This is a genomic window from Enterobacter sp. BNK-29, from assembly GCF_048684785.1.
In the GTDB taxonomy this organism is placed as follows: domain Bacteria; phylum Pseudomonadota; class Gammaproteobacteria; order Enterobacterales; family Enterobacteriaceae; genus Enterobacter; species Enterobacter cloacae_M.
Map to the genome: position 1 here is coordinate 257,536 of NZ_JBLQTU010000001.1, position 25,183 is coordinate 282,718.

Annotated in this window: 26 protein-coding genes; 11 read left to right on the forward strand and 15 right to left on the reverse strand. The window is 55.3% G+C overall.

Annotated elements, in window-relative coordinates; genetic code table 11:
- Positions 1-57: 57 nt before the first annotated feature.
- The 3 genes from ACMGGX_RS01200 to mgrB all read right to left on the reverse strand — a co-directional run bounded on the left by ACMGGX_RS01200 (position 58) and on the right by mgrB (position 1,579).
- Positions 58-1,047: an MBL fold metallo-hydrolase gene (locus tag ACMGGX_RS01200; RefSeq protein ID WP_348561368.1), complete on the reverse strand. Its 990-nt coding sequence runs from the start codon at positions 1,045-1,047 to the stop codon at positions 58-60.
- Between the two features lie 23 nt (positions 1,048-1,070).
- Positions 1,071-1,361, reverse strand: a complete 291-nt coding sequence (locus tag ACMGGX_RS01205) for a YebO family protein (RefSeq protein ID WP_029741994.1) — start codon at positions 1,359-1,361, stop codon at positions 1,071-1,073.
- Between the two features lie 74 nt (positions 1,362-1,435).
- A complete protein-coding gene (gene mgrB / locus ACMGGX_RS01210; RefSeq protein ID WP_006175995.1) occupies positions 1,436-1,579 on the reverse strand; it encodes a PhoP/PhoQ regulator MgrB in 144 nt (47 codons plus the stop codon).
- A 161-nt stretch (positions 1,580-1,740) separates the two neighbouring features.
- Between mgrB and ACMGGX_RS01215 the strand changes: the two genes are divergently transcribed.
- Complete coding sequence (locus tag ACMGGX_RS01215) at positions 1,741-1,980, forward strand: YobH family protein (protein WP_023312207.1); 240 nt, start codon at positions 1,741-1,743, stop codon at positions 1,978-1,980.
- A 68-nt stretch (positions 1,981-2,048) separates the two neighbouring features.
- Here ACMGGX_RS01215 and kdgR read toward each other — a convergent pair whose 3' ends face one another.
- Complete coding sequence (gene kdgR / locus ACMGGX_RS01220; RefSeq protein WP_023312208.1) at positions 2,049-2,840, reverse strand: DNA-binding transcriptional regulator KdgR; 792 nt, start codon at positions 2,838-2,840, stop codon at positions 2,049-2,051.
- 179 nt (positions 2,841-3,019) lie between these two features.
- On the opposite strand from kdgR, the gene ACMGGX_RS01225 reads away from it, so the two are divergent.
- The gene (locus tag ACMGGX_RS01225) at positions 3,020-4,393 is read left to right on the forward strand and encodes an MFS transporter (RefSeq protein ID WP_420297926.1); all 1,374 of its coding nucleotides are present in this window, start codon (positions 3,020-3,022) and stop codon (positions 4,391-4,393) included.
- 50 nt (positions 4,394-4,443) lie between these two features.
- Here ACMGGX_RS01225 and htpX read toward each other — a convergent pair whose 3' ends face one another.
- From htpX to ACMGGX_RS01245, 4 genes are all read right to left on the reverse strand, one after another.
- Positions 4,444-5,325 (reverse strand): protease HtpX, encoded by an 882-nt coding sequence (gene htpX / locus ACMGGX_RS01230; protein WP_014884290.1) that lies wholly within the window; start codon positions 5,323-5,325, stop codon positions 4,444-4,446.
- A gap of 193 nt (positions 5,326-5,518) precedes the next feature.
- Positions 5,519-7,567: a carboxy terminal-processing peptidase gene (prc, locus tag ACMGGX_RS01235; protein ID WP_029741991.1), complete on the reverse strand. Its 2,049-nt coding sequence runs from the start codon at positions 7,565-7,567 to the stop codon at positions 5,519-5,521.
- A 19-nt stretch (positions 7,568-7,586) separates the two neighbouring features.
- On the reverse strand, positions 7,587-8,273 hold the full coding sequence (gene proQ, locus ACMGGX_RS01240; RefSeq protein ID WP_023336085.1) for an RNA chaperone ProQ: 687 nt from the start codon (positions 8,271-8,273) through the stop codon (positions 7,587-7,589).
- Between the two features lie 96 nt (positions 8,274-8,369).
- Positions 8,370-8,867: a GAF domain-containing protein gene (locus ACMGGX_RS01245; RefSeq protein ID WP_420297927.1), complete on the reverse strand. Its 498-nt coding sequence runs from the start codon at positions 8,865-8,867 to the stop codon at positions 8,370-8,372.
- Positions 8,868-8,999: 132 nt separating this feature from the next.
- Here ACMGGX_RS01245 and yebS point away from each other — a divergent pair, with 132 nt between their 5' ends.
- The 4 genes from yebS (at position 9,000) to ACMGGX_RS01265 (ending at position 14,751) form a co-directional block, all read left to right on the forward strand.
- Positions 9,000-10,283, forward strand: coding sequence for a membrane integrity lipid transport subunit YebS (yebS, locus tag ACMGGX_RS01250; RefSeq protein WP_420297928.1), 1,284 nt, complete (start codon positions 9,000-9,002; stop codon positions 10,281-10,283).
- Complete coding sequence (locus ACMGGX_RS01255) at positions 10,252-12,885, forward strand: PqiB family protein (protein WP_063439338.1); 2,634 nt, start codon at positions 10,252-10,254, stop codon at positions 12,883-12,885. The genes yebS and ACMGGX_RS01255 overlap by 32 nt, the downstream gene beginning before the upstream one ends.
- A 77-nt stretch (positions 12,886-12,962) precedes the next feature.
- Positions 12,963-14,405, forward strand: coding sequence for a 16S rRNA (cytosine(1407)-C(5))-methyltransferase RsmF (rsmF, locus tag ACMGGX_RS01260; RefSeq protein WP_420297929.1), 1,443 nt, complete (start codon positions 12,963-12,965; stop codon positions 14,403-14,405).
- A 106-nt stretch (positions 14,406-14,511) separates the two neighbouring features.
- Positions 14,512-14,751 (forward strand): YebV family protein, encoded by a 240-nt coding sequence (locus tag ACMGGX_RS01265; RefSeq protein ID WP_008500472.1) that lies wholly within the window; start codon positions 14,512-14,514, stop codon positions 14,749-14,751.
- Positions 14,752-14,785: 34 nt separating this feature from the next.
- Here the strand turns inward: ACMGGX_RS01265 and pphA are convergent, their stop codons facing one another.
- Entirely contained in the window at positions 14,786-15,430 is a 645-nt protein-coding gene (gene pphA / locus ACMGGX_RS01270; protein ID WP_420297930.1) for a protein-serine/threonine phosphatase, read from the reverse strand.
- 165 nt (positions 15,431-15,595) lie between these two features.
- Here pphA and ACMGGX_RS01275 point away from each other — a divergent pair, with 165 nt between their 5' ends.
- The gene (locus ACMGGX_RS01275) at positions 15,596-16,537 is read left to right on the forward strand and encodes a VirK/YbjX family protein (protein ID WP_181593344.1); all 942 of its coding nucleotides are present in this window, start codon (positions 15,596-15,598) and stop codon (positions 16,535-16,537) included.
- A gap of 407 nt (positions 16,538-16,944) precedes the next feature.
- Here ACMGGX_RS01275 and ACMGGX_RS01280 read toward each other — a convergent pair whose 3' ends face one another.
- Genes ACMGGX_RS01280 through yobA form a run of 3 tightly spaced genes read right to left on the reverse strand, consistent with a single transcriptional unit; the run spans position 16,945 to position 18,542 of the window.
- The gene (locus ACMGGX_RS01280; protein WP_045404471.1) at positions 16,945-17,283 is read right to left on the reverse strand and encodes a YebY family protein; all 339 of its coding nucleotides are present in this window, start codon (positions 17,281-17,283) and stop codon (positions 16,945-16,947) included.
- A 16-nt stretch (positions 17,284-17,299) separates the two neighbouring features.
- The gene (gene copD, locus ACMGGX_RS01285; RefSeq protein ID WP_420297931.1) at positions 17,300-18,169 is read right to left on the reverse strand and encodes a copper homeostasis membrane protein CopD; all 870 of its coding nucleotides are present in this window, start codon (positions 18,167-18,169) and stop codon (positions 17,300-17,302) included.
- Position 18,170: 1 nt separating this feature from the next.
- On the reverse strand, positions 18,171-18,542 hold the full coding sequence (yobA, locus tag ACMGGX_RS01290; protein WP_033145842.1) for a CopC domain-containing protein YobA: 372 nt from the start codon (positions 18,540-18,542) through the stop codon (positions 18,171-18,173).
- Between the two features lie 136 nt (positions 18,543-18,678).
- Between yobA and ACMGGX_RS01295 the strand changes: the two genes are divergently transcribed.
- The 3 genes from ACMGGX_RS01295 (at position 18,679) to exoX (ending at position 20,357) form a co-directional block, all read left to right on the forward strand.
- Entirely contained in the window at positions 18,679-18,909 is a 231-nt protein-coding gene (locus ACMGGX_RS01295; RefSeq protein ID WP_013096102.1) for a DNA polymerase III subunit theta, read from the forward strand.
- Between the two features lie 110 nt (positions 18,910-19,019).
- Positions 19,020-19,670, forward strand: coding sequence for a carbon-nitrogen hydrolase family protein (locus tag ACMGGX_RS01300; RefSeq protein ID WP_181593346.1), 651 nt, complete (start codon positions 19,020-19,022; stop codon positions 19,668-19,670).
- Positions 19,671-19,694: 24 nt separating this feature from the next.
- On the forward strand, positions 19,695-20,357 hold the full coding sequence (gene exoX, locus ACMGGX_RS01305) for an exodeoxyribonuclease X (RefSeq protein WP_010432611.1): 663 nt from the start codon (positions 19,695-19,697) through the stop codon (positions 20,355-20,357).
- Here the strand turns inward: exoX and ptrB are convergent.
- Together ptrB and ACMGGX_RS01315 are read right to left on the reverse strand one after the other, a co-directional pair.
- A complete protein-coding gene (ptrB, locus tag ACMGGX_RS01310) occupies positions 20,354-22,414 on the reverse strand; it encodes an oligopeptidase B (protein ID WP_063439342.1) in 2,061 nt (686 codons plus the stop codon). The two genes, exoX and ptrB, sit on opposite strands and share 4 nt — an antisense overlap.
- Before the next feature lie 85 nt (positions 22,415-22,499).
- A complete protein-coding gene (locus tag ACMGGX_RS01315) occupies positions 22,500-23,147 on the reverse strand; it encodes a tellurite resistance TerB family protein (RefSeq protein ID WP_181593349.1) in 648 nt (215 codons plus the stop codon).
- 170 nt (positions 23,148-23,317) lie between these two features.
- On the opposite strand from ACMGGX_RS01315, the gene purT reads away from it, so the two are divergent.
- On the forward strand, positions 23,318-24,496 hold the full coding sequence (gene purT / locus ACMGGX_RS01320; RefSeq protein ID WP_420297932.1) for a formate-dependent phosphoribosylglycinamide formyltransferase: 1,179 nt from the start codon (positions 23,318-23,320) through the stop codon (positions 24,494-24,496).
- Between the two features lie 41 nt (positions 24,497-24,537).
- Here the strand turns inward: purT and kdgA are convergent, their stop codons facing one another.
- The gene (kdgA, locus tag ACMGGX_RS01325) at positions 24,538-25,179 is read right to left on the reverse strand and encodes a bifunctional 4-hydroxy-2-oxoglutarate aldolase/2-dehydro-3-deoxy-phosphogluconate aldolase (RefSeq protein WP_014884307.1); all 642 of its coding nucleotides are present in this window, start codon (positions 25,177-25,179) and stop codon (positions 24,538-24,540) included.
- Positions 25,180-25,183 lie beyond the last annotated feature (4 nt).

Consider the following 25,183-nt stretch of genomic DNA (forward strand, 5'->3'; position numbering starts at 1 on the left):
TAAAACAATCCTGCACGCGTTTCCAGGCAGAATATATGCACTCCTTTATCGCTTCGTTTATAAGGATAAATATTCACCAACTTTCAGTATCCTGAAAGAATGATTAACTGGTGCTAAATTATCTAGCGCGTCAGTTAACTCCCGCACAGGTTCATCAAGGGCTTCGTCTGCCAGTTCAAACACGCCCCAGTGAATGGGAAACGCCAAAGGACAACCCAGCTGCTGCCACAATGCCACCGCAGATTGCGGATCCATATGATGGACAGCCATGAACCATCGTGGAGCATAGGCACCTATTGGTAACGCGGCAGCATCGATATGGCCAAGGCGTTCAGGTATCAACAGCAGTTCAGGCGAATACCCCGTATCTCCGCTAAACCAGAAACGATGATGTCGACCTTCCATAACCCAGCCGCACCATAATGAGCGATTGCGGTTCCATGGCGTGCGCATACTCCAGTGCTGTGCCGGTACGGCGGTCAGCGTCATCCCCTGCCAGGTGAAGCTCTGCCACCAGTCGAGCTCAACCACGCGTTTTGCCCCCCGGCGGCGAAACCAGTCGGCCAGGCCCAGCGGAACAAAAAAACTGACCTCAGGGAAGCGTTTGAGAATACGGCGAATGGTCGCGTCATCAAGATGATCGTAATGATTATGGGAGATGACGACCGCATCAAGCTGATTGAGTTGACTGACTGACAGCGCGGGAGGCGTTTTGCGCTGGGGTCCCAGGAAAGGGAGCGGAGAAGCGCGCTGTGAAAAAACCGGATCGGTAAGGATGATATTGCCGTCCAGCTGCAGCATTACGCTCGCGTGTCCCAGCCACCATACCCCATCTTCATGAGGTTGTGTAAGCTCAACCGGTTGCCACCACTGTTGGATAAAGTCTTCATAGCCCAGCGCGGGTGGCTTCGGTAAACCGGCCTCTTTACGCGCTTTACGCCAACGGTCAAGATCGCCGGGTTGATGTCCGACAGGATCGGTATTACAAAAACCGTTCGGGGTGTGATGTTTCAGGGAGGGGTCATACCAGGGATTTTTCCAGACCACAGCCACCTCCCAGCCTAAAAAGATTAACGCTCAGCCACCAGGCGGATAAAGTCGTCTTCGTCTTTGCTATCTTCAGCGACCGCGTCTTTCGGCGCGTCTTTCTCTTCCGGTTCGTTAGCCTCACACAGACGGCGCAGCAGCGCATTCTGACGTTTTTGCTGATCGAGCAGCGCTTCCAGCAGTTCAATCTGCTCGTTAGTACGGGAGCTGGCGCGGTTCACAAAAAACCAAATGACCAGGCCCACAAGCAGAACAACCAAAGAAATCATCAGGGATGCCATATTCAGCAGCCCTGAATTCAGTAACTCACCCATTTCACCACCTCAATAAAAACGTCTATTTTACCACTGGCGCGAAGGAAGGAAATCACCTTGAGAAAAAATGCGTATTACCACGGAATAAACTTATTGATTGCGCAAACGCCGCTAAAAAACTGTACATCCTGATCGCACATCACATTGATCGTCTGCGTCCATAACACCACGCACGCTATCAGCACGATAATCAGAATTACCCAGCGTATTTTTTTCACTCCACACTCCGTCTAAAAACCTGATGTAACGAGGTTAACACGCTTATCTTAAACAAGGACTAACTGTACCGCCATCGCACTTTTTTCAGAATCCTGCACTTGTTTCATCGTGTAAACCGTTTACGCTAGCTTTATGATAACAACGACAAAAGAGGTTAATGATGCGCTTCATTATTCGAACAATTATTGCACTGGCTATCGTCTGGATTGGCCTTCTGCTCACGGGTTATGGCGTGCTTGTGGGAAGCACCGAAAACGCAGCCGGGTTAGGGATTCAATGTAAATATTTAACGGCACAGGGCGTGAGCACTGCGCAATATTTGCATACTGACAGCGGGATCGTTGGCTTGACCAACTGTCCGGTCCTGCGAAAGACATCCGTCGTGATTGATAATGGCTAATCAGCCGGTGACATGACTGATATAAAAAACGCCGCAACAGATGCGGCGTTTTTTTATGCGAGCAGAGATTAAAACGGGTAGTCGTGGTAACCCATTTGTTCAGAAATCTTACGTGCGGCAGTGTGCAGAATAGCCACATACTCATGCAGGCGCTCTTCGGAGAAGCGTAAGGTTGGGAAGGAGATACTTAAGCCCGCGATCACCACGCCAAAACGATCAAACACCGGAACACCGATGCAGCGCAGCCCTTCTTCCTGCTCTTCGTTATCTTCGCCATACCCCTGCTCGCGTACGCGATCGAGCACCGTTAACAGCGCGTCCGTGCTGGTAATGGTTCGCGAGGTACTTTGCTTGTATTCCACGCCTTCGAGGATCTGCTTCACTTCCTCACGATCGCGCCAGGCCAGCAGAACCTTACCAATCGCGGTGCTGTAGAGCGGGTTGCGACGACCAATGCGCGAGTACATGCGCAGATTGTACATGGAGTCGATTTTATGGATGTAAACAATGCTGTCTTCATCCAGCGCACCGAGATGGATGGTCTCTTTGGTCAGGCGAGAGATTTCACGCATCTGGATATCAGCGCTGCGGATCAGGTCAACATTTTGTAGCGCACGAGCGCCCAGCTCAAACAGCTTCAGCGTCAGAGAGTATTTTTCAGATTCGCCTTCCTGGGCAACGTAGCCCAGCGACTTCATGGTTTGTAAAAAGCGATATACGGTGCTTTTAGACATCATCACGCGCTGCGACAACTCTGTAATACCTATTTCACGCTCTTCCCCCAGCGCCTGTAAGATGCCAAACACCTTCAGCACGGAAGAAACAGAATCTGGCTGTTTATCCAAATCCGCAATAGCCATTTACCACCTCATAGAGAGTGTTTTATAAAAATCAGAACCGGTTTTTATTATAAGTTCCCGTCATGTCACCTGCAATCAATCCGCGTTTACTTCGTTACAAATCTGCGACATATCGCGGCTGTAACAATGCTAAAATAGTTACCCTGAGAATAATTTCACGCTGAGCTTTTTTAATCCTAATGGAAAAGACCCTTTCCGATGGCCTGCCTTTACCCCAGCGGTATGGCGCTATAGCGACCATCATTATCGGTATCTCAATGGCCGTCCTTGACGGCGCAATCGCGAACGTTGCCCTGCCAACCATCGCCAGCGACCTGCATGCCTCTCCCGCCAGTTCGATATGGATCGTTAACGCCTATCAGATTGCGATTGTGGTTTCCCTGCTCTCGTTCTCTTTCCTGGGCGATATGTTCGGTTACCGTCGGGTGTATCAGTGCGGTCTGGTGGTTTTCACCTTCACGTCCTTGCTATGCGCCCTTTCAGATTCACTGCATACCCTGACGCTTGCCCGCATTGCGCAGGGTTTTGGCGGCGCGGCGCTCATGAGCGTAAACACGGCGTTGATCCGCTTAATTTATCCGCAGCGTCATCTGGGACGCGGCATGGGGATAAACTCGTTTATTGTCGCCGTCTCTTCCGCCGCCGGGCCAACTATTGCGGCGGCGATCCTTTCCGTTGCGTCATGGCAATGGCTGTTTGCTATTAACGTGCCGCTGGGCATTGTCGCTATATTCTTTGCCCTGCGCTTTCTTCCCGCTAACGGCCCTAAAAGCACCATGCCGCGCTTTGATGTGGCGAGTGCGGTGATGAATGCCCTGACCTTTGGCCTGCTGATTACGGCGCTGAGCGGCTTTGCGCAGGGACAGTCTCTGATGCTTACCGGCGCGGAGCTCATCGCCCTGCTGGCGATCGGCTTCTTCTTTGTTCGCCGCCAGCTCACTCTCCCCGTGCCTTTACTGCCGGTCGATCTGCTGCGTATTCCCCTCTTTTCCCTCTCCATTTGCACGTCCGTCTGCTCGTTCTGCGCCCAGATGCTGGCTCTGGTTTCTCTGCCCTTCTTTCTGCAGAGCGCGATCGGCCGTTCAGAAGTGGAGACCGGCCTGCTGTTAACCCCCTGGCCGCTGGCGACCATGGTGATGGCTCCGCTGGCAGGTTACTTAATTGAACGCGTCCATGCCGGTTTACTGGGAGCATTGGGGCTGGCGGTGATGGCGACAGGCCTGTTCGCGCTGGCTCTGCTACCGTCATCGCCAACCGATCTGGACATCATCTGGCGCATGATCCTGTGCGGCGCAGGGTTTGGCCTGTTCCAGTCTCCTAACAATCACACCATTATCACCTCCGCGCCGCGCCATCGCAGCGGTGGTGCCAGCGGCATGCTGGGGACCGCGCGCCTTCTGGGGCAAAGCACAGGTGCGGCACTGGTTGCCCTGATGTTTAACCTCGCCGGACAAAACGGCAACCACGTTGCGCTTCTCACCGCGGGAGCCCTTGCTTCCCTCGCGGCGGTCATCAGCGGCCTGCGGGTGACCCAGCCCAAAGTTCAGGCATAAAAAAAACCGGGCGGAGTGTTCTCCTGCCCGGCTTATTAGGGTTCTTAGCGTTACTTCAGGTATTCCCCACTGCGCAGCGCTTCGATACGTTTATCCAGCGGCGGGTGAGACATAAACAGCTCGCTCAGCGATTTGGATTTACCGTTAATGCAGAAGGCCATCATGCTGTTCGCTTCCTGCGGCTCGTAGCTGGTTTTCAGACGCTGCAGCGCGGCAATCATCTTCTCACGACCAACAAGCTTCGCCGAGCCGGCATCCGCGTGGAATTCACGGTGGCGGGAGAACCACATGGTGATGATGCTGGCCAGAATACCGAATACCAGTTCCAGAACCATCGAAACGGCGAAGTAGATCAGCGGGTTGCCGTTGCTCTCTTCACCTTCGTCACGGTTTCCGCCCATAAAGCCAGCCGCGATCTGCGCCAGAATACGGGAGATGAAGATTACGAAGGTGTTCACCACGCCCTGAATCAGGGTCATGGTCACCATGTCACCGTTGGCGATATGGCTGATTTCGTGGGCAATAACCGCTTCGGCTTCGTCACGGCTCATGTTCTGCAGCAATCCGGTGCTGACGGCAACCAGTGACGCATCGCGACGGGCGCCCGTGGCGAAAGCGTTGATGTCCGGGGCATGGTAAATCGCCACCTGCGGCATGGCGATCCCGGCCTGACGGGATTGCTGAGCCACCGTATTCATCAGCCACTGTTCCATGTCGTTGCGCGGCTGTTCAATAACCTCACCACCCACCGATTTCAGTGCCATCCACTTCGACATCAGCAGGGAGATGAACGAGCCACCAAAACCAAACAGCAGCGCCATAATCAACAGACCCTGAACGCTGCTCGACTGAATTCCTGTCAGGCTTAGCACGAGCCCGAAAACCACCATGACCGCCAGGTTGGTGAGCAGGAAGAGCGCGATTCGCATCATAATTTTCTTTTTACCTCAGTTTAACAAAACGCACTATGCGATTACCCACATCGTATGGGTATTACGGCTATTTTCAAGCATCCGGCGGGCGTAAGTCACCAGAAAGACACAACTTTACACAATTGGAAATCTGGCTGACGGAAGGATGCAGAACAAAAAGAAACAGGCACAATTTCTTGTGCCTGTTGGGAGGTTATTTTGCCGGAGCGGGCTGTACGGCTGGTTTCTCTTTTTCCTGATTCGCCAGGTCGAGAGCGATATGCACCGTCTCGTCCAGATACGGATCCGGCTCCTGGTAATCTTTTGGCAGATCGTCCAGTTTCTTGAGCAGAGGCTTGCCTTCGCGCTTGAAGCGATCGTTGATACGCGCCAGGCGGGTTGCATCGTCCTCGTTGTTCTCTTTCTCACGCTGTGCGTAGTTCAGAGAAACGATATTCCGCTTATCTTTCAGGGCATTGAATCGTGCAATGTCCTTCATGATGTACTGGAACTCCGGATCTTTCGCGATGCGGTCGTTATGCGCTTTCAGCAGTTCTGGGCCAAATTGCGTCATATCACCTGCTTTCACGTAGGTCGCGGCATTGATGCTGTCCCACGGCAAGGCGTTATCTTCAAACTTCTCGCCGGTTTCCGTCTCTTCCGTGCCTGTCGGCATCATGATGTCCGGCGTTACGCCCTTACGCTGCGTACTGCCGCCGTTCACGCGGTAGAATTTCTGAATGGTGTACTGAACCGAGCCCAGCGCAGGCCATTCCGGACGCAGCATCTGATCGTAAATACGATTCAGAGAGCGATACTGCTGAACGGTACCTTTCCCGAAGGTTGGCTCACCAACGATCAGCGCGCGACCATAGTCCTGCATTGCAGCGGCAAAGATTTCAGACGCGGAAGCACTGAAGCGGTCAACCAGGACCACCAGCGGGCCTTTGTAGTAGACCACACCGTCGTTGTCGGCATCTTCTCGCACTTTACCGTTGTTATCACGCACCTGAACCACCGGGCCAGATGGAATGAACAGACCGGAGAGTGAAACCGCTTCAGTCAGCGCCCCGCCGCCGTTACTGCGCAGGTCGATGATAATGCTGCTGACGTTCTGTTTTTCAAGCTTCTGCAGCTGAACTTTCACATCGTCAGTCAGCCCCACGTAGAAGCCAGGAATATCCAGAACACCCACCTTCTCTTTACCCACGGTTTTCACCGACATTTTCACCGCGCGGTCTTCCAGACGGATACGCTCGCGGGTCAAGGTAACAATACGGGTTTTGGTGCCTTTACCGGCAGGCAGAATTTCCAGACGAACCTTGCTGCCTTTCGGACCTTTGATCAGCGCAACCACGTCATCGAGACGCCAGCCGATCACGTCGACCATGTTCTGGCCTGTTTGTCCTACACCCACAATGCGATCGCCTACGCTAATCGCTTTGCTTTTGGATGCCGGGCCACCCGCAACCATGGAATTGATCACCGTGTAATCATCGTCCATCTGCAGCACCGCGCCGATACCTTCCAGAGACAGGCTCATCTCAGTATTGAACTGTTCGGTGTTGCGTGGAGAGAGATAGTTGGTGTGCGGATCGATTTCGTGCGCAAAGGCGGTCATCGCGAGTGAGAAAACATCCTCACTGTTGGTCTGCGCCAGACGACGAATGGCAAATTTGTAACGACGCGTCAGCGTGTCACGGATCTCTTTTTCGTCTTTGCCGGTCAGCTTAAGACTCAGTTCGTCGTATTTAACTTTACCGTCCCACAGCGCATTCAACTCGGCTTCATCTTTCGGCCAGGGTGCTTTACTGCGATCCAGATTAAAGGTGTCAGTGCCGGTGAAGTCCATCGGACGTTCCAGCACTTTCAGCGCGTACTGATAGCGTTCAAAACGGCGCTTTTGCGACAGGTTGTAGAGATCGTAGAACAGATCCAGCTTGCCTGAACGCAACTCGTCACCCACCTCGGATTTGCGCTTAGCGAACTGCTCGACATCGCTGGCGAGCAAAACGTTATGGCTGTAATCCAGCAAGTTCAGATAGCGGTCAAAGATTTTGGCCGAAAAGGCCTGATCGAGATCGAACTGACGATAGTGCGAGCGGGTAAAACGTGAGGTCACGCGCTCGCTCACCGTCGCGTGCTGCGTCTCTTCCTTGAGAACCGGAATTTGATCAACACGCGTGATATCGTCCACTGCAAAAGCGTGACCTGTTATGGCAAACAGGCCCGCCAGCGCGGTGAGCTTAAAAAAAGTGTTCATGCCAGGCTTGGCCTCCGTTTCAGAACAACAAGTGTTCTGCGCGTACAATCATTGACATACCAGAAGTCAGCTGTACACGAACGCCATCTTTGGTGATTTCCAGTACGGTGGCGTCCATAGCATTGTTACCCGCTTTTACCTTCAGCGCCTGACCTACGCTCAGGGCGTTAATGTCAGAAACCGGCGTATGGCGCGGCTCTTCACGAGGGGCGCGCGGGGCTTTTGCTGCTGGTTTGTCTGCACGCGGTTTGCGATCGTTATTATCGTGACGGCGCGGCGCAGGGCGTGGTTTACGCTCACGACGAGGCGCTTCTTCCTGGCCGTTTGCCGCTGCGGCTTCGCGTTTTTTCGCCTGCTGTTCTGCACGTTGTGCCTGAACGCGTGCTTTGGCTTCTTCAAGCTGCTTACGCGCGTGCTCAACGTGCTGCTCGTCCAGCTCACCACACGGGTTGCCGTCGAGATCCACGCGGGTCGCGCCAGCTTTGATACCGTACAGGTAGCGCCAGCTCGAAGTATAAAGACGTAAGGCGGAACGCAGCTGAGTTTTGCTGAGGTTCATTTCCCCTTCAACACGCGCCACCAGATCCTGAAAAATACCGACTTTCAGGGGACGAGCTTCACCTTCCGCGCTGAAGCACTGCGGGAAACGCTCGGCCAGAAATGCGATAACTTCTTTACTGCTATTCAACTTAGGTTGATTTTCCATGAAATTTCCTGATTACAACGGACGTTGCCAACAAGCGCAGGCATGAACAGGCGTCATTATAATGACGCTATCAGTAAATGCTACGTTATCCGTTGATTATCCTGCGACGCTCGCAAAGAATTTTTGATAATCGGTTGCGGCGAGTACGTTTTCCAGATTCGCCACCAGCTCGCGCAGCCCCTGTTCGTCCTCGGTTGTAAAGCGACTGAAGACCGTACTGTCGATATCCAGAACGCCAATAATCTGATTTTTGACCACCAGCGGCAGAACGATTTCAGAATTACTGGCGGCGTCACAGGCAATGTGCCCGTCAAACGCATGAACGTCTTCCACACGCTGGACCTGATTTTCGGCCACCGCCGTGCCGCATACGCCACGCCCTATCGGAATACGCACGCAGGCCAGTTTGCCCTGGAACGGGCCGAGCACCAGCGTTTCGCCTTCCAGGAGGTAAAAGCCGGCCCAGTTCACGTCAGAGAGACGTTCAAACAGCAATGCGCTAGTATTTGCCAGAGTGGCTAAGAAGCTGGTCTCACCCGCCATCAATGCCTTAAAATCGCGGTTCAGATCCGCGTAGAATTCTGTTTTGTTCATTATTCAATCACTTAGTTGTCTTACAAATTTACCGCATAGCCTATTAAAATAAGCATTAAATGCGCTCATGCTCAAGATGAATCCGTTCATGAGTTATTATAACTTTCAACAATACTTATTTGTGCGCAGCTGATGGCCTTAAAAACAACCAAAATTACGCCGACAAGAAAGATAACTGTCCATACGGTAAGCGAAGCTTTGCCACGTGCACATTATCAGCGTTGCCCCCAGTGCGATACGCTTTTTATGTTGCCGAAGATGAAATCGCACCAAAGTGCCTTTTGTCCGCGCTGCGACGCCAAAATTCGCGATGGCCGCGACTGGTCGCTCACCCGCCTCGCCGCCATGGCCGTCACCATGCTGCTGCTGATGCCCTTCGCCTGGAGCGAACCGCTGCTGAAACTCTACCTGCTTGGCGTGCGCATTGACGCCAACGTACTGCAGGGTATCTGGCAGATGACCCGTCAGGGGGATCCCATCACCGCTGCCATGGTGCTGTTCTGCACCGTTGGCGCGCCGCTGGTGCTGGTCGCCGCCATTGCGTATCTGTGGTTTGGAAATATTCTCGGTATGAACCTTCGCCCGGTGCTGCTGATGCTGGATAAGCTCAAAGAGTGGGTGATGCTGGATATTTATCTGGTGGGCGTGGGCGTTGCATCGATAAAGGTACAGGACTACGCCTTTTTGCAGCCCGGCATCGGGCTCTTTGCTTTCATCAGCCTGGTATTGCTGAGCATACTGACGCTTATCCACCTGAACGTTGAACAGCTCTGGGAGCGATTTTACCCTCAGCGCCCCGCCACGCGTCCTGATGAAAATCTGCGCGTCTGTCTGGGATGCCACTATACCGGCTTGCCCGACGCGCGCGGTCGCTGCCCGCGGTGCCACATTCCGTTGAGACTGCGGCGCAACAACAGCCTGCAAAAATGCTGGGCCGCGCTGATCGCCTCCCTGGTGTTTCTGATCCCAGCCAATATGCTGCCGATTTCCATCATTTACGTGAATGGCGGGCGTCAGGAGGATACTATCCTCTCCGGGATTATCTCCCTTGCGCACAGTAACGTCGGGGTGGCGGCGATCGTCTTTATTGCCAGTATCCTGGTTCCCTTTACCAAAGTGGTGGTGATATTTACCCTGCTCATCAGCATTCACTTTAAGTGTGAACAAGGCTTACGGACCCGCATTCTGCTGCTGCGGTTCGTCACCTGGATTGGCCGCTGGTCAATGTTAGATCTGTTCGTGATTTCGCTGATGATGTCGCTCATCAATCGCGACCAGCTACTTGCTTTTACAATGGGACCCGCGGCTTTTTATTTCGGCTCTGCGGTGATATTGACTATTCTTGCTGTGGAATGGCTGGATAGCCGCTTACTTTGGGATGCACATGAGTCAGGAAACCCCCGCTTCGCCGACTGAAGCGAGAATTAAAACAAAACGCCGCATTTCGCCATTCTGGTTGCTGCCCGTCATCGCCCTGATGATTGCAGGCTGGCTTATCTGGACGAGCTATGAAGATCGCGGGAGTACCGTCACCATTGATTTCCAGACCGCCGACGGCATCGTCGCCGGGCGAACGCCCGTTCGCTTCCAGGGGGTTGAAGTGGGTACGGTTCAGGACATCTCCCTTGGAAAAGGGCTGAACAAGATTCAGGTGCGGGTCAGTATTAAATCTGACATGCAGGATGCCCTGCGCAGCGAAACGCAGTTCTGGCTGGTCACGCCAAAAGCGTCTCTGGCCGGCGTGTCGGGGCTGGATGCGCTCGTGGGCGGTAACTATATTGGCATGATGCCGGGTAAAGGTGAGCCGCAGGATCACTTTGTTGCCCTGGATACACAGCCCAAGTACCGCCTCAACAACGGCGATTTAATGATCCATCTGCAGGCGCCGGATCTCGGTTCTCTGAACAGCGGTTCGCTGGTCTATTTCCGCAAAATCCCGGTTGGCCGCGTGTACGATTACGCGATCAACCCGAATAAACAGGGCGTCACCATCGACGTGCTGATCGAGCGTCGCTTCACCAATCTGGTGAAAAAAGGCAGCCGCTTCTGGAACGTCTCCGGCGTGGATGCGGACGTCAGCCTGAGCGGTGCGAAAGTGAAGCTGGAAAGTCTGGCCGCGCTGGTGAATGGTGCCATTGCCTTTGACTCCCCGGAAAATTCAAGCCCCGCCACTGCGGATGACTCATTTGGATTGTACGCTGACCTGGCGCACAGCCAGCGCGGCGTGCTCGTCAAACTCGCCCTGCCCGATGCTAAGGGGCTAAAAGCCGGTTCAACGCCGCTGATGTATCAGGGGTTGCAGGTTGGTCAGCTCACCAAAATGACGCTCAACCCGGGCGGCTCGGTCACCGGCGAAATGACTGTCGACCCGAGCGTGGTCGATCTCCTGCGCGAGAAAACGCGCATCGAAATGCGCAGTCCAAAGCTCTCCCTGAACGATGCCAGCCTCAGCACGCTGTTGACCGGCAATACGTTTGAGCTCATCCCCGGCGAAGGTGAACCCAGCAATAGCTTCGTGATTGCCCCGGCGGATAAATCCCTGCTGCAAAAGCCGGGCGTAGTGACCGTCACGCTGAATGCGCCAGAAAGTTACGGAATCGAAGCCGGTCAGCCGTTAATTTTACACGGCGTGCAGGTCGGTCAGGTGCTGGAGCGTAAGCTCTCCGCGAATGGCGTGACCTTCTCGGTCGCCATCGATCCGCAGTACAGCGACCTGGTGCACGGTGACAGCAAATTCGTGGTGAACAGTCGCGTCGACGTGAAGGTGGGTCTGGACGGCGTGGAGTTCCTCGGCGCCAGCGCCAGCGAATGGGTTAACGGCGGTATCCGCATTCTGCCCGGCGATAAAGGTCCCGTTCGCGACAGCTACCCGCTCTATGCCAACCTGGAGAAAGCGGTTGAAAACAGCCTGAGCGATCTCCCTACCACCACGCTGACGCTAAGCGCCGAGACGCTGCCGGACGTACAGGCGGGATCCGTGGTGCTGTATCGCAAGTTTGAGGTTGGGGAAGTGATCGCCGTTCGCCCGCGTGCGGACGCGTTTGATATCGAACTGCATATCAAGCCGGAGTACCGCAAGCTGCTGACGCCAAACAGCGTCTTCTGGGCCGAAGGCGGCGCGAAAGTTCAGCTTAACGGTAACGGGCTGACCGTGCAGGCCTCCCCGCTCTCACGCGCGCTGCGCGGGGCGATTAGCTTCGATAACCTCAGCGGCGCAGGTGCGAATCTGCGCAAAGGCGATAAGCGTATTCTCTTCCCGTCCGAAACCGCCGCACGCGCCGTGGGTGGACAGATTACCCTGCACGCGTTTGATGCCGGCAAGCTGGCGGAAGGTATGCCAATTCGCTATCTGGGCATCGATATCGGGCAGATCCAGAAGCTGACGCTGATTACCTCCCGCAACGAGGTGCAGGCCACCGCCGTGCTGTACCCGGAATATGTGCAGACCTTCGCCCGGACGGGTTCGCGCTTCTCGGTGGTGACGCCGCAGATCTCGGCCGCGGGCGTTGAGCATCTCGACACCATTTTGCAGCCGTACATCAACGTTGAGCCGGGCCAGGGCAATGCCCGTCGTGATTTCGAGCTGCAGGAAGCCACGATCACCGACTCGCGCTACCTTGGCGGCCTGAGCATCGTGGTGGAAGTGCCGGAAGCGGGCTCGCTGAGCATCGGCACCCCGGTACTGTTCCGCGGCATTGAAGTGGGTACGGTCACGGGCCTGACGCTCGGTACGCTCTCCGACCGCGTGATGGTGGCGTTACGCATCAGCGAGCGTTACCAGCACCTGGTACGTAATAACTCGGTGTTCTGGCTGGCATCCGGCTATTCGCTGGACTTTGGCCTGACGGGAGGCGTGGTGAAAACCGGCACCTTCAACCAGTTCATTCGCGGCGGTATCGCGTTTGCTACGCCGCCGGGCACGCCGCTGGCGCCAAAAGCGCAGCCGGGTAAACACTTCCTGCTGCTCGAAAGCGAACCGAAAGAGTGGCGTGAATGGGGAACCGCCCTGCCGCGTTAATCTGAAAGGCTCCGGTGTCAACGCACCGGAGCCTTTATGCTACACTGCGCGCCTGAACTTTTCCCTGTGGTGTGCCCGTGGCTCAAAACTCCGTATTTCTTCCTGAACAATTCCTGGCGCAGATGCGCGAGGCGCTTCCCTCTCACCTGTCGTTAGACGATTTTATCGCCGCCTGCCAGCGTCCGTTACGCCGAAGTATTCGCGTCAACACGCTGAAAATCAGCGTCGATGATTTTCTGACGCTGGTCTCGCCGTACGGCTGGCAGCTTACGCCGGTCCCGTGGTGCTCCGAGGGTTTCTGGATCGAACGCGATGACGAAGCCTCGCTGCCGCTGGGCAGTACCGCTGAACATCTGAGCGGTCTGTTCTATATTCAGGAAGCCAGCTCGATGCTGCCGGTGGCCGCCCTGTTCGCCGATGGCAATGCGCCTGAGCGCGTGATGGATGTTGCCGCGGCGCCCGGCTCAAAAACCACGCAAATTGCCGCCCGGATGGGTAACCACGGGGCGATCCTCGCCAACGAGTTTTCCGCCAGCCGCGTGAAGGTGCTGCATGCCAACATCAGCCGCTGCGGTATTCATAATGTTGCCCTCACGCACTTCGACGGACGCGTGTTTGGCGCCGCCTTACCGGAAGCCTTCGATGCCATTCTGCTGGACGCCCCCTGCTCCGGCGAAGGAGTGGTGCGTAAAGATCCCGATGCGTTAAAGAACTGGTCCGTGGAGAGCAACCTGGAGATCGCCGCCACGCAGCGCGAGCTGATCGACAGCGCATTTCACGCGTTGCGCCCCGGCGGCACGCTGGTCTATTCAACGTGCACCTTAAACCGCGATGAAAACGAAGACGTCTGCCTGTGGCTGAAAGCGAACTACCCGGATGCCGTGGAGTTTCTGCCGCTTAACGATCTGTTCGCCTCGGCACAGGAGGCGGTCACGCCGGAGGGTTTCCTCCACGTGTTCCCGCAGATTTACGACTGCGAAGGGTTCTTTGTGGCGCGTCTGCGTAAAACGCAGGCGGTTGCTCCTCTGCCCGCGCCTAAATTTAAGGTCGGCAACTTCCCGTTTGCTCCCCTTAAAGGTCGCGATGCAGCACAGCTTGAAGCCGCCGTCAAAAAGGTTGGGCTGGTCTGGGATGAGAGTCTGCACCCCTGGATGCGTGATAAAGAGATATGGCTGTTCCCGGCACAGATCGAGCCGCTCATCGGAAAGGTCCGTTTTTCGCGAATCGGGATCCGCCTGGCGGAAGTGCATAACAAAGGCTATCGCTGGCAGCATGAGGCCGTTATCGCCCTTGCCGGAGACGAGAATATCTTTGCCCTGACGCATCAGGAAGCCGAAGAGTGGTACCGTGGTCGCGATGTCTATCCGGACAGCACGCCGTCAGGCGATGAAGTGATAGTGACGTATCAGGGATATCCGCTGGGGCTGGCAAAAAAAGTCGGCTCAAGGCTGAAAAACAGCTATCCGCGCGAGCTGGTTCGGGATGGCCGTCTGTTTACCGGTAACGATCGCACAGCCTGAAAAAAAGCGCATTTTTTTACTGGCGATTTTGCTCTCCTTGTCTACGATCAAAAATGGGTGATCGCACTGGTCATACCAGATTTTGACAACCGACCCGGAGAGCACTATGACGAAAACCAGCGTGCGTATTGGCGCTTTTGAGATCGACGACGCAGAGCTGCGCGGCGAAGCACAAGGCGATCGAACGTTAAGTATTCCCTGCAAATCCGACCCGGATTTGTGCATGCAGCTCGATGCATGGGATGCAGACACCAGCGTCCCGGCAATACTTGATGGCGAACATTCTGTCCTTTACCGTGAGCATTACGATAGCAAAACCGATGCCTGGGTCATGCGTCTTGCCTGACCTAAAGAGAACCCGCCCGAAGGCGGGTTATTTATTACTGCAGCTGCGCCAGCGTGAAGTAACCGTCGAAAACAGCCCCCGTATCAATGTAGTGAAGATTATTAAAATCGTATCTTCTGTCGAGGGGCGTATGCCCAAACCAGAAATGATCCGCGCCGCTGATGCCCTCTCCTTTGCCCACCATAAATCCCATCAGCCTGTCGCGGTTCCATAAGACGCGCTGGGCACTAACCGGTTTTTGCCAACAGTATTCCGCGGCCGGATAATCAGCATGGGCAATCACATTCAGACCGTTCGCACAGGTTATCTCGATGATATGCGGTAAATCGCGACAGCCGTCGAGCAACGACAGGGCAAGCTGTTGCTGGTCGCGTTCAAGATGCGAAAACCATATTCCACCATTCATCGTCCAGAGAGAAAAATCGTTATTATCCAGACTGTCGAGAGCCATTTGCTCATGGTTTCCACGCACGGCACGAAACCATTTCTCATGAATTAACTGCAGGCATTTAACGCTATCAGGGCCACGATCGATCACATCCCCGACTGAAATAAGTAAATCCTCATATGGGTTAAAATGACGGCGTTTAAGCTCATCCATAAGCCACTGGTAACAACCGTGTATATCGCTGACAACCCAGACGTGACGCCACATCCCACCTTCAATTCGCTGATACATAGGACCTCCTTTAACAGTATAGCCGCCGCAGAAAAGGCAACAGACAGGCGCGGTCATCACGAAGTCAAACAAACGGTAAACCAAACAGAAATAAAGATCCTCGCGCTATTAATCCCTTTTTATTGGCTCTTTAGAATAAGGGTATAAAAAAAGAGGGGTCTTCACGTGTCTAATACGCACCTGCATAACGATGTTTTTTATCCGCATCGCACAAATATTATTTCCGAGCTGGTGAACGGCAAACGCGTGCCGGGTCCGATCTGGCGCAAACGCGAATATCGTCTGAAGTTCCTTTTACGCTCGCTTCTGTTCTGGTCCTCCACCCATCGCATGCTGGAAGCCCTTTCGGGTCGCGACGATTTCGACAGGCTGCTGGCCTCTCAAATTACGTTGCCCAGCAAGACCCACCGACAGTATCTGATGCGCGGCCTGACGGCTAACGATCGCGCCGACGCTATCGTCAACCACTACTACTGGATTGATAGCCTGAAAGAGAGCGGTCTCGCTCAGGCCCTGACGAGCCAGCAGGAGCAAACCGTTGTGCAGTTCCATGCTAAAGACGGTGTAACCTATACGGTCAATGCTTCCTCTGCGGGAAAAGCCGAGCGCGAAGGAGAAAGCACGCTGTGGCTACACGACAACGAGGATACGCTGCTGGCCAGCCTGACCTTTAGCGTCGCGCGCAGCAACGGTCAGCAAGTCATGGTCATTGGCGGGCTTCAGGGGCCCCGTCGCTGCGTATCGCGAGACGTCATTAAACAGGCCACCCGCGCCTGCCACGGCCTGTTCCCTAAGCGCGTGTTGATGGAAGTTCTTTTTCAGCTGGCTGCGCAGTCATCTGTCCGGGCGATTTTTGCCGTCAGCGACGAGGGGCACGTTTTCCGCGCGTTGCGATATCGCCTGAGCAAAAGCCGCCATTTCCACGCCAGCTACGATGAATTTTGGGCATCTCTGGACGGTAAAAAGCTCTCAGCTTTCTGCTGGCAGCTGCCGCTGCAAATGGAGCGTAAATCCCTTGAAGAGATTGCCAGTAAAAAACGTGCCGAATACCGCCGTCGCTTTGAGCTGCTTGATGAAATAGAGGCGTCCGTGAAGTCCCGCTTTTAACGATGACTCTTGCTTTATCCGACTGCACACGAAAATTTAACAAAACAGGCAAAAAGGGCTGGACTTCGGCATGCTGTGTTGTGTTATGTTTTAGCAGGACGTACAGGATGTACGCACTGTATGAGAAAGATTGCGTTGGGATTACGCGTTTACTTTCATACAGATAAAAAGAGACCGAATACGATTCCTGTATTCGGTCCAGGGAAATGGCTCTTGGGAGAGAGCCGTGCGCTAAAAGTTGGCATTAATGCAGGCTAAGTCGCCTTGCCTTTTAAGAATAGATGACGACGCCAGGTTTTCCAGTCCACAGCTAAAGCGGTCGGAAAAAAAGCGCCAGAGCATCATTAAAAGTGAAAAACCGCAGTGCTTTCGCAAGCATCTGCGGTTTTTTATTGGAAACCCGAACGTTAGCAGAGCTTATCGGCGCGCTCGATAAACGGTGCCAGACTCATTTTTTGTCCCGGATGCGACGGGTCATCAATTTGAATAATGCTAATCGGCTGACCGCTGCTCTTGCCGCTGGCTACCTGCTGCTCTGCGGTGTCATTCAGCGGGTATTGCACCAGCGTGCTCGGATTGATGGCATACAGCGCATGGCCTGGACGGCAGGTCAGCATCACCTCTTCGCGATTGAACGCCCATTTGTCCTTACCCACTTCGAAACGGCTCACGGTGATGACCTGCGGTGCGGCAAACGCGCTCCCCGTACAGGCCAGCAATAAGAGAGAAAGTACTGTCTTTTTCATATGATATTTAACCTTGTCAGAAGGGTTCCCAGGTGGCGAACAGGCTGACCGTTGCCAGCACCAGCGCCCCCAGCACCACTTCTGCCTGTGTCATCCTGATAAAAATCTGCTTTGCTCGCCCGCTCTCCGGACGAAACCGTGGCACCAGAAAATACCGATTTGCCAGCGCAATTACCACCATCAACGCCACCAGCGCACATTTGAACAACAAAAACTGCACGTAGCCAGCCTGCCAGGGAATATTGAGGCCCAGTATCATGAGTGCATTTATCACCCCGGAGAGCAGCACGCCCGCAACGGCATAATGCCCCACGCGCGAGAAGCGCATCATGGTAAAGATGGCGGCATTCTGCCAGCGCCCTTTCGCCAGACGCATGCAGAACAGCAGGGGCAGTAATCCGCCAAGCCAGGTGGCGGCACATATCAGGTGAAAAGCATAATTAAGACGCTGCAGCGCCCCCGTCGGACCGTCGTTCATCGCCGCGTGCCCTACCCCAGCCAGCAGGATAAGCTGGCCCATTGCGAGCAGCAGCAGACGCGAACCTTTCAGCGGCGCAAGCCATGCCGCACCGACCGTCAGCGCAGCGAGGATTATTTGCCACAGCCAGACGCCGCCAAACCGGGTTCCCATCACGCTGAACCAGACCTGTGGCGCAAACACATCTCCCCAGCCGTTGCCCATCAATCCGCCCTGCAGCATAAACATCAGGACCGCTGCCGCAAGGCTCACTAAGGCCGCCACTTTCTGCTGCGACTGGAATCGCCGGGACAGCAGACGGTGGAGAGAGGAAGGCGTAAACCAGACGCTGTAAAGCGCATTGCCAAACACCAGCATCAGCGCCCCAAAATGGATAAAGCGTAGCCCGATATAACACAGCGCCAGCATGCTATTTCACGCTAAAGTGATAGCTGCCTTTGGTTTTATGGCCATCCACGGAGACCACATGCCAGTCCACCTGGTAAGTCCCTGATGCCAGCGTTTGTTCCAGCGGCACGGTAAGCTGAGCTTTGTTCTTTTCGTCGCGCGTAGCGGTTCCCGTTTTGATGACCTGCTTTTGCGCATCCGTTACCACCACACCGCTAAATCCAGGTTCGATACCTTCTGAAAAATTCAGCGTAAGTGCCTGCGGTGCGGTCACCACGCTGTCTGCTGCCGGGATCTGCTGTTTAAGATGTGCATGTGCCAGCACGGAAGGCGTCATCATTGTCGAGGCCACAAAAACCAGTGCGCAGACCGCGCGGGAAGCGGAGAAACCCATCCTATCATTCCTTTTTGTTATGTCTGTATGCTAAAGAATAACGCTGTATAATAAACGAGTCGAGGATCATCCTGCCTCCGCTTGTCATCATCGTGCAATCGCGGTAACGTTGCCGCCGCATAAAAAGGAGAAGGTAATGAAGATCAATCTGGCCGCCCTTCCGCAGGACGAGATGGATAAAGTGAATGTCGATCTCGCTGCCGCTGGCGTCGCGTTCAAAGAACGTTACAACATGCCCATCGTGGCTGAAGTCGTGGAACGGGAACAGCCCGCCCATCTGCGCGACTGGTTCCGCGAAAGATTAATCGCCCACCGTCTTGCCTCGGTCAATCTCTCCCGTTTACCGTACGAGCCTAAAGTTAAATAAGCTTAACGAGTCGTTACACTTCCTTACGCGGAATCTGGCAGGATAAGAAAACCCTGATAAATTTGGGTCTATTCTTAAATCTCTGCGACTCAGTGTATAAGGAAGTCACGATGTCACATTGGAATATAGCGGCAGCCCAGTATGGTGGGCTGCATCAAACCCTAGATGACCATGTTACGCACCACCTGCGCTTCATCGCCGAAGCAGCACGGCAGCGGTGTGATCTGCTGGTTTTCCCTGAACTCTCATTAACGGGCTCTGGCGCGCCGACGTTACCTCCCCCGCCCGATGACGCGCAGCTGGAGCCGCTGCTCAACGCGGCACATCTACACCAGATTACCGTTATTGCCGGGCTCCCCCTGGAACAGAATGGCCAGCGCCAGAAAGGTCTTGTGCTGTTTTCGCCCGCTCGCCATCGCATTTTGCGCTATCCGCAAGGGCGCGGTGCCAGCCTGGTGCCGGGGGATAAACACCTTAGCATCCTTGATACACATCCCGATTCGCCCAATCTCGATCCCCGGGCAACGCTTGTTACCAGCTGCCAGTCGGTGGGGGATAATCGCTGGCGGCAGTCCATCAGTAACCTGCAGCGCTTCGCGCATAAATATGCCATTGCGGTGCTGATGGCGAACGCCTGCGGCGGCAGCGCGCTGTGGGATGAAAAAGGCCAGCTGGTCGTGCGCGCGGATAAGGGTGAGCTTCTGGTGACCGGCACGCTCGGCGGAGAGGGTTGGCAAGGCGATATCATTCCTTTAGGCTAGGCGTTTTAAGCTCAGGAGTTTTCAATGCTGCGCGTCATCGATACCGAAACTTGCGATCTTCAGGGCGGAATAGTGGAAGTGGCCTCTGTCGACGTGGTTGATGGTAAAATCGTCAACCCCATGAGCCATCTGGTGCGTCCCGATCGCCCCATCAGCCCTCAGGCAATGGCTATCCATCGCATTACCGAATCGATGGTGGCGGATAAGCCGTGGATCGAAGAGATCATTCCGCACTACTACGGTAGCCCATGGTACGTCGCGCATAACGCCAGCTTTGACCGCCGGGTGTTGCCTGAAATGCCGGGGGAATGGATTTGCACCATGAAGCTGGCGCGTCGTCTCTGGCCGGGGATTAAATACAGCAATATGGCGCTGTACAAGTCCCGCAAGCTCAGCGTACGTACCCCTGAGGGGCTTCACCATCACCGCGCCCTGTATGACTGCTATATCACCGCCGCGCTGCTGATTGATATTATGAATATCTCTGGCTGGACGCCGGATGACATGGCGACGATCACCGGACGTCCCGCGCTGCTGACCACGTTTACCTTTGGTAAATATCGCGGGAAGCCGGTGTCCGAGGTGGCGGATAAAGATCCGGGCTATTTGCGCTGGCTGTATAACAACCTCGACAGAATGAGCCCGGAGCTGCGCTTAACGCTGAAACATTATCTGGGCGACGCTTAACGCTCTGCACGGCCTGGCAGCGTTTCCTGCGCCAGGCCTATTAAAAAGGCATATTCCAGCGCAACCCCTTCGTACGATTTAAATCGCCCCGATTTCCCTCCGTGTCCGGAATCCATATCGGTACACAGCAGCAGCAGATTGTCATCGGTTTTCAGCTCACGCAGTTTTGCCACCCATTTTGCCGGCTCCCAGTATTGCACCTGAGAATCATGCAAACCGGTGGTGACCAGCATATGCGGGTAGGCTTTCGCCTCAACGTTATCGTACGGGCTGTACTCTTTCATATAGCGGTAGTACATCTCATCCTGCGGATTCCCCCACTCCTCAAACTCCCCGGTGGTAAGAGGAATGGATTCATCGAGCATGGTCGTGACCACATCGACAAACGGTACCTGCGCGACAATCCCCTTAAAACGGTCGGGACGCTGGTTGATCGCCGCCCCCATCAGCATGCCGCCCGCGCTGCCCCCCATCCCAAAGCAGAGCTGCGGATCGCCGTATCCCTGCTCAATCAGCGCATCGCAGACGTCGAGGTAGTCATTGAAGGTGTTTTTCTTTTTCAGAAATTTCCCGTCTTCATACCAGTTCTGGCCCAGCTCACCGCCGCCGCGAATATGGGCGATGGCGAAAACAAAACCGCGATCGAGCAGGCTTAACCGGCTGCTGCTGAAATCGGCGTCCATGCTTGAGCCATACGAGCCGTAGCCGTACACCAGGATCGGGTTTTTGCCTTTCTGAAAATGAGCACGATGGTAAACAAGAGAGACCGGCACCTCCACGCCATCACGGGCGGTGACCCACAGGTGCTCGCTGCGGTAGTTTTCGGACTCAAACCCTTTTACCTCGGTCTGCTTAATCACCTGGCGCTGCCCGGTATCCATATCCAGTTCAAACAGGGTGTCCGGCGTGGTCATGGAGGAGTAGCCGTAGCGCAACCGCGACGATTCGGGTTCAGGGTTGAATCCAATCCACGTCACGTAGGCCGGATCATCGAACGCAATCCCCACCACTTCCCGGGTTTTACGGTTGATTTGCCGGATACTGGTCAGCCCGCGCTGACGCTCTTCCACCACCAGCCAGTCGGTAAACAGGGTGAACCCTTCCAGCATCACCTGATCCCGCGCGGGGATAAGCACCTCCCACTTGCGCTCATCGCGCACTTTGGTTTTATAGAGACCAAAGTTTTTTCCCTCGCGATTGGAGCGCAAATAAAAGCTGTGCTGGAAGTGATCCAGGCTGTACTCGTGATCCTTACGGCGCGGCAGGAAACAGAGCGGCTGGGCATCGGGCAGTTCGGCATCCAGCAGCAGAACTTCCGACGTCGTCGCGCTGGCAAGGAAGATAATCACATAGTGGCGTGAGGAGGTTTTATGCAGGCTGACATAGAACGTTTCGTCTTTCTCTTCATAAACCAGCTCGTCGTCAGCGGAGTCTGTTCCCACGGTATGTCGCCACACCTGGTAAGGCAGCAGCGTCGACGCGTGCTTTTTGACGTAGTAGACCGTCTCGGAATCATTCGCCCAGACAAAGTCCGGGGAGACGTTTTCCAGCATTTCCGGATACCAGTTGCCGGTCTCCAGATTGCGAAACCGCAGGCCGTACTGGCGGCGGGAGAGATAATCCTCCGCCAGCGCCATCACCGCGTTGTCAGGGGAAATGGACATGCCGCCCAGGGTATAAAACTCGCTGTGGGCGGCGCGCTGGTTGGCATCCAGCAGAATATCCCACTCATCCCATTCGGCGCTTAACACCGACTGACGCTGGTAGATGGGATACTCATTGCCGGGCTCGTAAATATGGCGATAGCGATAGCCGTTTTTGGTCCAGGGCGCGGAGATATCGCGCTGGGGAATACGCTGCACCATTTCATTCAGGAGCTGGTCCTGAAGCGTCTGCTGGCTGGACATGACCTTGCGGCCATAGTCGTTTTCCTCGTGCAGGTAGTCGAGTACCTCTGGCCGGGAGCGAGAATCGTCCCGCAGCCAGTAATAGTTGTCTATACGCGTATCGCCATGCGTGGTGATCGCATAAGGAGTACGTCGGGCTTTCGGTGGCATGTCATCATTCTTTTAAGTTTTACACCCTATAAGGTTGGCAAAACCCACGCATGATGCAAGCGAAACAGCGTCGCGACGGCGACGGTTATCCCTGTAACGCCTGTTTTTGCTCCCGGATATCCCGCTCAATGCCGTCGCGCACGTCCTGAGGGATCTTTAACGCATCGCCCAGAGCGTTAATGTAGCTGCGCTCCATAAAGTGATCGATATCGATGGCGACGCAGCTGAGGAAATAGAGCTCCAGCGCCTCTTCCTCATTCTTCACACTTTGCGCAAGACGCTGCGGCTCGAGCGGCTGTTCTATCGCCTGCGCCACCAGCACTCTTCCCTTCTCTTCAACGCCGGCCTCGCGCAGCTGCTGCTCGATCGCCGATCGTTCCTTATCGTCAATATGCCCGTCGCTTTTCGCGGCAAAAACCAGCGCAAGAATGAGCCGTTCGGTACGCAGATCCAGCGGCGAGGTGTGCTCGCCGTAATGCGGTTCATCGCTGTGCGCGGTCCGTACCCTGTCCTTGTATTTATTCCACAGCACGGTGCCCGCGATGGCGCCGCCGCCTGCCAGCAGCGCGCCTGTACCATACTTTGCCAGCAGCTTGCGTGAGGATTTATTCGCGACCAGCAGGCCTGCCAGCCCGCCGAGCGCCCCGGGTACCAGCAGTTTGCTGAGGTCCCGTTCGCCAGAAGATGTTTTCTGCCCTAACAGGGATTGCAGTTGATTTAACCAGCCAGACATGGTTTCCCTCACTTAACGGTGAACATGTTCCACAGCGTAAGCGAGTGGGCGTCAGGAAATGTCTGGTCGGGCTAAAGATGCGCAAATTTCTGCCCCCTCGTTTAGCCCTGCACAAGACAGACGCAAACGTTTTCGTTTATACTGCGCACAACTTTTTCAGGGGGATTGTTATGATTCGTTTAGGAACTGCGCTGCGACCTGCGGCGACGCGAGTGATGCTGTTGGGATCGGGCGAGCTGGGAAAAGAGGTCGCCATTGAGTGCCAGCGTTTAGGTGTGGAAGTTATTGCCGTAGACCGTTACGCCGACGCACCCGCCATGCACGTCGCCCATCGTTCTTATGTGATTAACATGCTGGATGGCGATGCCCTTCGCGAACTGATTACGCGCGAAAAACCCGATTTTGTCGTGCCGGAAATTGAGGCCATCGCCACCGATACGCTGATCGCCCTGGAGCAGGAAGGCCAGCCCGTGGTGCCCTGTGCGAAAGCCGCAAAGCTGACCATGAACCGCGAAGGCATTCGTCGCCTGGCAGCGGAAGAGCTGGGATTGCCCACCTCGAGCTACCGTTTTGCTGGCGATAAGGCCGCGTTCCTGCAGGCCGTTGAGGAGATTGGCTACCCGTGCATCGTTAAGCCGGTGATGAGCTCCTCCGGAAAAGGGCAGAGCTTTATTCGCGACAGCGGCACCCTAGATCACGCGTGGGATTATGCCCAGCAGGGCGGCCGTGCCGGAGCCGGTCGCGTAATCGTCGAAGGCGTCGTGAAGTTTGATTTCGAAATCACCCTGCTGACCGTCAGCGCCGTTGACGGCGTCCATTTCTGCGACCCGATTGGTCACCGCCAGGAAGATGGCGATTACCGCGAATCCTGGCAGCCGCAGCAGATGAGCGCCCTGGCGCTGGAGCGTGCTCAGGAGATCGCCCGTAAAACCGTCCTGGCGCTGGGCGGCTATGGCCTGTTCGGCGTGGAGCTGTTTGTGTGCGGCGACGAGGTGATTTTCAGCGAAGTCTCCCCTCGCCCGCATGACACCGGCATGGTCACGCTGATTTCGCAGGATCTCTCCGAATTCGCCCTGCACGTGCGCGCGTTCCTCGGCCTGCCCGTCGGCGGTGTTCGTCAGTATGGCCCGGCCGCCTCGGCGGTGATCCTGCCGAAGCTAACCAGCCAGAACGTCACGTTTGATAACGTCGACGGGGCGGTAGGTGCAGGATTGCAGGTACGTCTGTTCGGCAAGCCGGAGATCGACGGAACCCGCCGTCTTGGCGTGGCATTAGCCACCGGGGATAACGTTGACGACGCCGTGGCGAGAGCGAAAGCTGCCGCTGCGAACGTTAAAGTAGAGGGATAAAAAAACGGGCCAAAAGGCCCGTTTTTCATGCTGCGATTAACTTACTGTTTCGCACCTTCAACCGCTTCGCGAGCCAGTTTGGTAATGCGATCCCAGTCGCCCGCTTCCAGCGCATCCGCCGGAACCAGCCATGAACCACCGATGCAAAGCACGCTTTTCAGCGCCAGGTAGTCACGGTAGTTGGCAGGAGAGATACCGCCCGTCGGGCAGAAGCGTACCTGAGAGAAGGGACCCGCAATCGCCTGCAGCGCTTTGGTGCCGCCGTTCGCTTCAGCCGGGAAGAATTTGAACTCTTTCAGACCGTAGTCCATGCCCAGCATCAGTTCAGAGACGGTGCTGATGCCAGGGATCAGCGGAATGGTACCTTCGGTGGCGGCTTTCAGCAGCGGCTCGGTCAGGCCAGGGCTGATGGCGAACTGCGCGCCCGCTTCGGTCACTTCTGCCAGCTGCTGCGCGTTGAGAACGGTACCCGCACCGATGATGGCGTCCGGCACTTCTTTGGCGATAGCGCGGATAGCATCCATCGCGCAGGCGGTGCGCAGGGTCACTTCCAGAACGCGAACGCCGCCCGCAACCAGCGCTTTCGCCATCGGTACAGCGTGCTCAAGCTTGTTTACCACGATAACCGGCACGACAGGGCCAGTGGTCAGGATTGCTTCTGCACTTGTTTTCCAGTTTTTCATCAGA